At 55.3% G+C, this 8,736-nt stretch carries 10 protein-coding genes; 7 read left to right on the top strand and 3 right to left on the bottom strand.

The genetic code is table 11. The features are described from left to right. Positions 1–344: 344 nt before the first annotated feature. Positions 345–2,570, top strand: a complete 2,226-nt coding sequence (locus K5905_RS20390) for an NADP-dependent isocitrate dehydrogenase (RefSeq protein WP_367186995.1) — start codon at positions 345–347, stop codon at positions 2,568–2,570. Positions 2,571–2,653: 83 nt separating this feature from the next. Then, positions 2,654–3,349, top strand: coding sequence for a hypothetical protein (locus K5905_RS20385; protein ID WP_297587036.1), 696 nt, complete (start codon positions 2,654–2,656; stop codon positions 3,347–3,349). A 96-nt stretch (positions 3,350–3,445) separates the two neighbouring features. Here the strand turns inward: K5905_RS20385 and K5905_RS20380 are convergent, their stop codons facing one another. After that, positions 3,446–4,402 (bottom strand): AraC family transcriptional regulator, encoded by a 957-nt coding sequence (locus K5905_RS20380; protein WP_297587034.1) that lies wholly within the window; start codon positions 4,400–4,402, stop codon positions 3,446–3,448. A 182-nt stretch (positions 4,403–4,584) separates the two neighbouring features. Between K5905_RS20380 and K5905_RS20375 the strand changes: the two genes are divergently transcribed. From K5905_RS20375 to K5905_RS20360, 4 genes are all read left to right on the top strand, one after another. Then, entirely contained in the window at positions 4,585–4,956 is a 372-nt protein-coding gene (locus tag K5905_RS20375) for a hypothetical protein (protein WP_297587032.1), read from the top strand. Between the two features lie 215 nt (positions 4,957–5,171). Next, positions 5,172–5,657 carry a YHS domain-containing (seleno)protein gene (locus tag K5905_RS20370; RefSeq protein WP_297587030.1) on the top strand — a complete coding sequence of 162 codons (486 nt, stop codon included), beginning with the start codon at positions 5,172–5,174 and terminating at the stop codon, positions 5,655–5,657. 216 nt (positions 5,658–5,873) lie between these two features. Continuing rightward, positions 5,874–6,209, top strand: coding sequence for a PAS domain-containing protein (locus K5905_RS20365; protein ID WP_297587027.1), 336 nt, complete (start codon positions 5,874–5,876; stop codon positions 6,207–6,209). 6 nt (positions 6,210–6,215) lie between these two features. Beyond that, positions 6,216–6,827 (top strand): dimethylsulfonioproprionate lyase family protein, encoded by a 612-nt coding sequence (locus K5905_RS20360; protein ID WP_297587026.1) that lies wholly within the window; start codon positions 6,216–6,218, stop codon positions 6,825–6,827. Between the two features lie 120 nt (positions 6,828–6,947). On the opposite strand, the gene K5905_RS20355 is transcribed toward K5905_RS20360, so the two are convergent. Then, complete coding sequence (locus K5905_RS20355; protein WP_297587041.1) at positions 6,948–7,769, bottom strand: alpha/beta hydrolase; 822 nt, start codon at positions 7,767–7,769, stop codon at positions 6,948–6,950. 248 nt (positions 7,770–8,017) lie between these two features. On the opposite strand from K5905_RS20355, the gene K5905_RS20350 reads away from it, so the two are divergent. After that, a complete protein-coding gene (locus K5905_RS20350; protein WP_297587023.1) occupies positions 8,018–8,515 on the top strand; it encodes a MarR family winged helix-turn-helix transcriptional regulator in 498 nt (165 codons plus the stop codon). Between the two features lie 36 nt (positions 8,516–8,551). On the opposite strand, the gene K5905_RS20345 is transcribed toward K5905_RS20350, so the two are convergent. Next, a partial coding sequence (locus K5905_RS20345; RefSeq protein ID WP_297587021.1) for a hypothetical protein occupies positions 8,552–8,736 on the bottom strand: 185 nt, incomplete at its 5' end.

Raw genomic sequence — 8,736 nt, 5'->3', positions numbered from 1 at the left:
CAATATGGGCTCAGTCATTTTCAACCTTGTCATCCCTGCGAAGGCAGGGATCCAGTATCCGCAGACGTCCGAAGCCAAAACCGAAACGACACGGCATACTGGGTCCCGGATCTGCGCTCATGCTTGTCCGGGATGACAATGAGAAAGAAGGCGGCCAGTAGCCACTTCTCCCCCATCCTACCAATGGACATTTTTCCAAGCTTTGTTAGAACAGCGCCGGAGTTTGCCGCCTTTGTCCTTTGAAGGGCTGGCTTTTGATTGCGTACAATTGTATACGCTTGACGAAATCCCGTTCGGGGGCGCAACAGCTGCCCTCTCCGACCACACTTCGAACGCTAGGAAATGTGAGAGTTATGGCCGACATCATCTATACAAAGGTCGACGAAGCACCGGAACTGGCCAGTGCCTCGTTCCTGCCGATCATCCGCGCCTTCACAAAGGCAGCAGGACTGACCATCGGAACAAGGGACATTTCTCTCGCAGGACGTATTCTGGCGAACTTCCCCGAATACCTGACTGATGAGCAGAAGCAGTCCGACGATCTGGCCGAGCTTGGCCAGATGGTCAAGCAGCCGGATGCCAATGTGATCAAGCTGCCGAACATTTCCGCGTCTCAGCCGCAGTTGAACGCCGCGATCGCGGAACTGCAGGCACAAGGGTACAAGTTGCCCGATTACCCGGCAGAACCGAAGACGGACGAAGAAAAAACCGTCAAGGCCAAATACGACGCCATCAAGGGGTCTGCGGTGAACCCGGTTCTTCGTGAAGGCAACTCCGACCGCCGTGCGCCGAAGGCCGTCAAGGAATACGCCAAGAAGAACCCGCACCGGATGGGTGCATGGTCCTCTTCCTCCAAGACCCACGTTTCCACCATGGGTGAGAACGACTTCCGCTCCAACGAGAAGTCGCTGACGGTACCGGCCGAATCCACCGGAACCGCAAAGATAGAATTCGACGCCAAAGGCGGCGACCTAACAGTCCTCAAGTCTGACTGGCCATTGGAAGAAGGCGACGTGATCGACGCCACCTACATGAGCGTCAAGGCACTGTCTGCATTCCTTGAAAAGGAAATCCAGGACGCAAAGGACCAGGGCATCCTGTTCTCGCTGCACCTGAAAGCAACGATGATGAAGGTCTCCGACCCGATTCTGTTCGGGCACTGCGTCAAGGCCTTCCTGAAGGATGTGTTTGCTAAGCATGCAACGACCTTCGCTGAACTCGGCGTCAATCCGGATCTCGGCCTCGGTGATCTTGAAGCCAAGGTTGCAACTCTTCCGGCTGGCAAAAGAGAAGAGGTTGAAGCCGATATCAAGGCAGCACTCGACAATGGCCCGGCCATGTACATGGTGAACTCCGACAAGGGCATCACCAACCTGCATGTTTCCTCTGACGTCATCATCGACGCTTCCATGCCCGCACTGATCCGGGCCGGCGGCAAGGGCTGGGGACCGGATGGCAACGAAGCCGACGCCAAATGCGTCATCCCGGACAGTTCCTACGCCGGCGTTTACTCCGCCGTCATCGATTTCTGCCGCGAAAATGGCGCACTGGATCCGTCGAAAATGGGCACCGTGCCGAATGTCGGCCTGATGGCCCAGAAGGCTGAGGAATACGGTTCCCACCCACAGACATTCAAGGCACCGGCTGACGGCACCATCCGTATCGTCGATGAAGCCGGCAATACGCTTCTCGAACACGAAGTGGAAGAGGGCGACATCTGGCGCGCCTGCCGCACCAAGGACGCACCGATCCGTGACTGGGTCAAACTGGGCGTCACCCGTTCGCGTCTCTCCGGCATGCCGGGGGTCTTCTGGCTGAATGAAAACCGCGCCCATGACGCCGAGCTGATCAAGAAGGTCAAGGCTTACCTGCCAGAACATGACACCACGGGTCTGGATCTTCAGATCATGGCGCCGGCAGACGCTGCAAAATACACAACCGAGCGCATTGCACGCGGAGAAGACACCATCTCCATCACCGGAAACGTTTTGCGTGACTACCTGACTGACCTCTACCCGATCCTGGAAGTCGGAACTTCGGCAAAAATGCTCTCCATCGTTCCGTTGATGAACGGTGGTGGCCTCTTCGAAACCGGTGCCGGTGGCTCGGCACCCAAGCACGTTCAGCAGTTGCAGGAAGAAAACTACCTGCGCTGGGACTCCCTTGGTGAGTTCTGCGCTCTCGGCGCATCGCTGGAGCACCTTGCCAATGCAAAAGGCAATACGAAGTCCCAGGTTCTGGCTGACGCGCTTGACCAGGCGATCGAAGGCCTGCTCGACAACGGCAAGTCTCCGGCACGCAAGGTCGGTGGTTTGGACAACCGTGGCAGCCACTTCTATATCGCCCTTTATTGGGCACAGGCCCTGGCAGCACAGGACCAGGACGCAGAGCTGAAAGCTCAGTTCACACCGATCGCAGAAGCACTTGCTTCCAACGAAGACAAGATCGTTGGTGAACTGAATGGTGTTCAGGGCTCTCCTGCGGACACCGGCGGTTACTACCATGCCCCGCAGAACAAGGTCGACGCCGTCATGCGCCCAAGCGCAACGTTGAACGGCATCATTGGTTGACCCTTTTCTTCAACTTGTGCTTGAAAAGGCGGCCTCGGCCGCCTTTTTTTTGTTGGCAATTCAAGCGATTCTGGAGACAGCAAGTGAATCTTGGACAGCGTAAATTTTCCAAAACCGTTACCAACGGCGCTCAAGAGGAGTTTGTCCTTGAAACGGCATCGGACGATCCAACTCATCTGCATTGGTGGGCGGAGACCTGTCTTATGTTTTATGCACTGAGCGAGGGTGACAGGTCGAGTTTGCGCGGCAGTATCAACCTCCTTGCCGAGGACAAAACTCCTGTCTTCATGACCGGCCTGACTTCTGTCACGAACGAACTTTATACGCGTCTCTCTTTCCTGGGTTTCACCGAAGAGGACCCGGACGGGGTTCCTGAGGAGCTCACAGAAATCCTGAAGGCCCATACGCTTACGGAGTATGGTCGAAAGCATCTGCCCGATTTCTACGGAGCGCAAACCGCTCAGATGGAACACCTTGGCGGCGACATCGACCCGATCCGTAAATTCACGGTGAAGTTTTCTCCATTGTGGGATCATCACGGCACGTTCCCCGTCGAAACGCTTATGATGCTGCGCCACTTTTTCTCCGATCCCAAACACGCTCTGGAGAACGATTTCACGGCAGATTCAGCCCGGCTGTTCGAATTGTATTCTCAATTGGACGTCGTTGAATTCTTTGAAAATGACACACTGGTAACGCCGACGTTCTTGGGCACAGTCAACATCCCGTTTCTTCTGGATATTCTGATCCACCAGAAAGGAGGGACCCGGTCACACTAGGTTTTGCGTGCGCCCCTGTGCGGTAAGAAACATAACACTGAATTGCTTTCTCCCGTCGGCGGCGACCAAAGCCAGATAAATTCTCGGCCCCAATTGCTAGCTGGGGTCCGCGGGTGTCATTGACCCAGTGCGTCTCATTTGCCCTGGTGTCAGGTCGAACTGTCGCTTGAACGCGCGGTTGAAGGCAGCTTCCGAATTGTAGCCAATGTTTTCGGCTATATCGATCAGCGGCAGGTCGGTGTCGCGCAGGTCCCGCCGGGCTTTCTCCATGCGCCAATGGGTGACATACGCAAGCGGCGTCATGCCGACGAGACCGGTAAACCGTTCTGCAAACACCGTGCGCGACATACCTGCCTCACGAGCCAGTGTTTCCACTGTCCACGGCCTTTCCGGTGCAAGGTGGATCTGTGACATGCTGCGCCCGAGTTTCGGATTGAGCACCGCGGCAAGACACCCCGCCCTGTCGCCCTCCCGATCGACAAAGGTACGAACAACCTGGATGAAGATGATCTCGGTCAGGCGATGAATGATCGCATCGGAACCCGGCATCGTCGCACTGACTTCGCTCGCCACGAAGCGCATCACTGTCTCCAGCCAATGTGCGTTCAGTGTTTGTGTGTTCGGCACGTGAATGACACTTGGAAGTGCCTCCAGGATCGGATGGACCGTCCCCTCCTCGAACTCGAAATGGCCGCAAAACAGCTTGCAGCTTTGTTCTTCCTCCGGACCGCCGAAATAAAGGGCACCTTCGCCTGTGTAGCCCGTCTGCTGCAGAACCTGATCGACGGACGTTGTCTCACGCCCAAGCTGGTCGCACAGAACATGCGCCGCACCGTGTGGAATGACGACCAGATCCCCCGTTGCCAGATAGATGGGTGTTTCGTGCCCCTCGACCGCCAGCCAGCAGGAACCGCGCATGGCCATGTGAAACCGCGCAACATTGCCGAAAGCCGGCACTCTTACCCCCCAGGGCGGTGAGAAATTCGTGTGAAAATAGATCGAGCCGCGCAGTTTCAGCGCATCGAGGATCTGACTCAAGGCATCGTATTGCATGCTGTCCCGCCATCGACAAAACCGATATTCGAGTTTTGCGGAGGCAGAACCCGATTTGCAAGTCTCACGGACGATCGATCAATTTTCAGGGACTTTCGTGCATGGATCACACGGCATGAAGAAAACATCTTTCTCCTCGAGAGGCGGATGCCTCCAATCAACCGTGTCAGAGGAGTTAGACCATGAACATACGTTTCGTTACGAAAACAATGCACGCCTATTTGGACTATCCGGTCGCTTTCGGTCTGATCGCGCTACCGATGCTACTCAATCTCGGTCAGTCATCCCCGCTCGCTTTTTGGCTCTCAGTCGTTACCGGGGTCGCCGCGCTGATCCTGACGATCCTGACCGATCATGAAACCGGCCTTATCCGCGTGCTGCCCTATTCGTTCCACCTGATCGTGGATTTTGCCGTCGGCGTCGTGTTCCTGGCTGCACCTTTTGCTCTCGGCTTTTCCGGTATCGACTTTGCTTATTACATCGTCAATGCCCTTGCAGTCCTGACCGTTGTTTCACTCCACAAACCGGAAATGACGGAAGCACAGGCCGCCTGAAACGACACAAAGCAATTGCGTCGCGCTCCAATGCGCGCCCCTGATCGACCTGAATACACCGGCCATCGGCCGGTGTTTTCGTAGAGCAACCATCCGGACGATCTACAAATTCTGGAGGTGTTTCGAACATGGAGAAAACGGCCAAGCGGACGCAAAGTACTGACGCTGGTTGCGAACCGGCCGTTTCCACCAAACACCAACGATGGAGTAGATCTATGACCCTGACGAAAACACTTCTAGCTGCCGCTCTCCTGAGCATGGCAAACATGTCCAGTCCGGCTTTTTCCGCGGACGAATACAACACCTCCAGCGGCCTGACGGCAGCCGGTGCACCGCTTGGTCTGCATGGCGTCGACCCCGTGGCATTTGTCAATCTGGGCAACCGTATTGACGGCAGCGCGCGTCATACTGCCGTCCACGACGGCGTTGCCTACTATTTTGCCACGGAAGAAGCGATGAATACGTTCTCAGCCGATCCGGCTGCCTATCTGCCGCAAAACGGCGGCTTTTGCACGTTTGGCGTTTCCGTCGGCAAGAAATTTGATGGCGATCCGCAATTTGCGGCGATTGTCGATGAGAGACTGTACCTCTTCTTGAACGAGGCGATCTTCCGTGAATTCCAAAAGGATGAGGCGGGAACCATCGCCAAGGCCAAGGAGAACTGGAAAAAGATCCGCGCCACAGCTGCAAGCGATCTCTAGGTCTCCTATAGCGCAATCAGGTCTCAGTTTTCATCTCCCCCGAGAGAAAATGAACCGGTGGCGACTGAACCAGGTGCGCAACTCTTGCGCACCTGTTGGCGTTCGAAGGAATTACAAGGACCACTACCTTGCAGCCATCCCTTTTACCACTAGGTAATTGATAACTGGGGGCTTCGTCCTCCAGACAGCACCGCATCTGGAGTTGGGAGGCATTTCATGAAATCCAAAGACCTGCACATAACAAATTCCTTCCCCGTGATCTTTTGGGCAAAGGACCTGGACGGGGTCTACATATTCGGAAACGACACGATCAACACATTTGCAGGAGGTTCGGTCATCGGCAAGAAGGACAGCGAGCTTCCTTGGGCTGACACGGCGGCCGCGCTTGTCGAGCACGACGACAAGGTCTACGCCTCTGGAAAACCCGGATACATGCATGAGCTGGTTCACAAATCGGCAAAAGGCGAAGCCACTTTGAATGTCTGCAAATGGCCGGGCGAGCTTGATGGTGTTCCCTGCACATTTGGGACTTCCTTCGTGATCGAGGATTAGAAACCCGTGGAAGAGAGGGAAACCGCTGATTTCAGGGAGGCCTTCAATTCGGTGCTCAAATCGATTGCCAATGAATTCTCCCTTGAAGGGCGAGCCGGCGCCGATCTTGCTGCCATGCGACTTCGGAATGCAGTTTCCAAGCCCTGTCGCAGCCGAATCTCTCAGTTGAAACCACTTTCCCTGCTGCAGGAAGTGTGCAACTTGCCCAACGCGGTCGAAATGGCCGACTTCGTTTTGGAATGCGCTCCTCTGCTAGACTGGGAACAGTGGGAAGGCAGAGGTCTGTCGAAAGATATTTCGAACCGGCTTTTCACAACGGAACTCCTGGGCCCCGACGGTCACATTCATGATAACCAGATCCGCGTCGGACTTCTGGTTTCTGAACCCTTCACCGATTACCCCGTCTCCAATCATTCTGGCGAAGAAACCTATTTCGTGATCTCAGGTGAGGCAGAGTGGGTTGTTGGCTCCGGAAACTACCAATGTTACCCACCTGGCTCGCTGATCCATCATCCATCCTGGGAAATACATGGCAGGCGAACGCTCTCGGAGCCATTTCTGGGCGCATGGCGTTGGAGTGGCGACCTGGATCTTTCGACCTTCTCGGTCAACGCCTGACCTCATCTCGAATTCATTCAGCGACCAGTTCAGTCACTAGCGGCAGAACCAACGTTATCTAGTTAAGAGAAGGGCGACTTACCAAGAGCCGCCCTTGAGTTGTCAGCAGGGAAAACTGATCTAGCTGCGGATGAAAGTCAGAACATCCTGATTGAACTGTTCAGCCTGAAGTTGGGCCAGGCCATGACCGCCACCTTCGTAGATCTTTAGCACCGAATCGGAGACAAACTCTGCAGCCCGGTGCGCAGATGCCTTGATAGGCACGATCTGGTCATCGTCACCGTGAACGATCAGGGTCGGCCGTTTGATGGCTTTCAGGTCGTCGGTATAGTCGACTTCAGAAAACTCATGGATACAGTCGTACTGCCCCTTGATGCCACCGGCCATGCCTTGAAGCCAGAAGCTTTCCTGTAGGCCTTCGTTGGTTTCCACGCTGTCTCGGTTGAAGCCATAGAACGGCACCGTCAGATCCTTGAAGAACTGCGAGCGGTTGTATGCCGTACCCTGACGAATGCTGTCAAAAACTTCCATTGGTGTGCCATGCGGGTTGTCGGTCGTTTGCAGCATCAACGGCGGAACTGCCCCGACAAGAACAACCTTGGCAATCCGGTCATTGCCGTGCCGTCCAACATAATGGGCGATTTCCCCGCCACCGGTCGAGTGTCCGATGAGAATCGCATCACGCAGATCCAGATGCTCGATCAACTCGGCCAGATCATCCGCATAGCGATCCATGTTGTTGCCGTCCCAGGGTTGGCTGGAGCGGCCGTGTCCCCGGCGATCATGCGCTATCACCCGGAACCCGTTATGACCGAAGAACAGCATCTGCGCGTCCCAGGCATCTGCTGACAACGGCCAGCCGTGGGAAAATACGATTGGCCGTCCCTTCCCCCAGTCCTTGTAGAAGAGTTCTGCGCCGTCTGATGTGGTGAATGTCGTCATTGTCAGGGTCTCCTGTTGCAAAAGGTCTTTGGCCACACCGATCTTGGGGGCCAGCATCATGCCGAACCCGATGACACCACCACCCATCAGCGTCTGGCGGCGGTTCATGTTCGGTCCGTCGATCTTGATTGTCATCGGATCATCTCCATTTACATCGCACACGATTTAATCGTTCGCGATTTAAATGGATGCACACGCCCAACTTGTCAATGCTTGCCAAGAAAAAAAATGCCGCTTAGGAACGGACTATGTCTGAAAACGCCAATACCAAGGATCGCGACACGCGCTCACCCGACGACGGAACTTCAGCACCTCACTCGGATCTGGATGATTTTTTGTGCTTCGCGGTTTATGAAGCCAATCTTGCGTTCAATCATCTCTACAGAAGTCTTCTGGAGGAGATTGGGCTGACTTACCCACAGTATCTGGTCATGACCCTACTCTGGCGGCAGAACGAACGAACCGTCAAGGAGATCGGTGAAGCTCTCAGCCTCGAATACAATACGCTGACGCCGATGATCAAACGTCTGGAAACAATGGGCCTTGTCACCCGCGTCCGTGATCGGGTCGACCAGCGCGTTGTCAAAGTTTCGCTGACAAAGGCGGGCTCCGACCTTGAAGAAAGGGCCAGACAGGTGCCTGAGTGTGTCGCCGAGGCATCCGGTCTTTCGCAAAAGGCATTCAACGATTTGAAGGCATCGCTCACCGAACTGCGATCAAACATCAGAAAAACCGAAACACACTAAGCTGTTCTGCGGACAAATTTACAAGTTATCGGCGGATCACTGGCCGCGTTCGAACATGAATGCCCGCCCCTCTCCCAAGCGCCAGATATCGTTTTTCGCCCAGGTGACATGATCGATAATGCGGCCGTCTGCGTCTTTCAGCATCAAGGTGCCGCCTTCATTAGCCAGTTTGATTGTCCCCAGACCTTTTCCGACCCCCCCCCCCCCCCCCCCCCCCCCCC

It is taken from the genome of Roseibium sp. (genome assembly GCF_025698965.1).
In the GTDB taxonomy this organism is placed as follows: Bacteria; Pseudomonadota; Alphaproteobacteria; order Rhizobiales; family Stappiaceae; genus Roseibium.
Note: the sequence above shows the minus strand (reverse complement) of the source record. Positions and strands in the feature narration are given on the sequence as shown.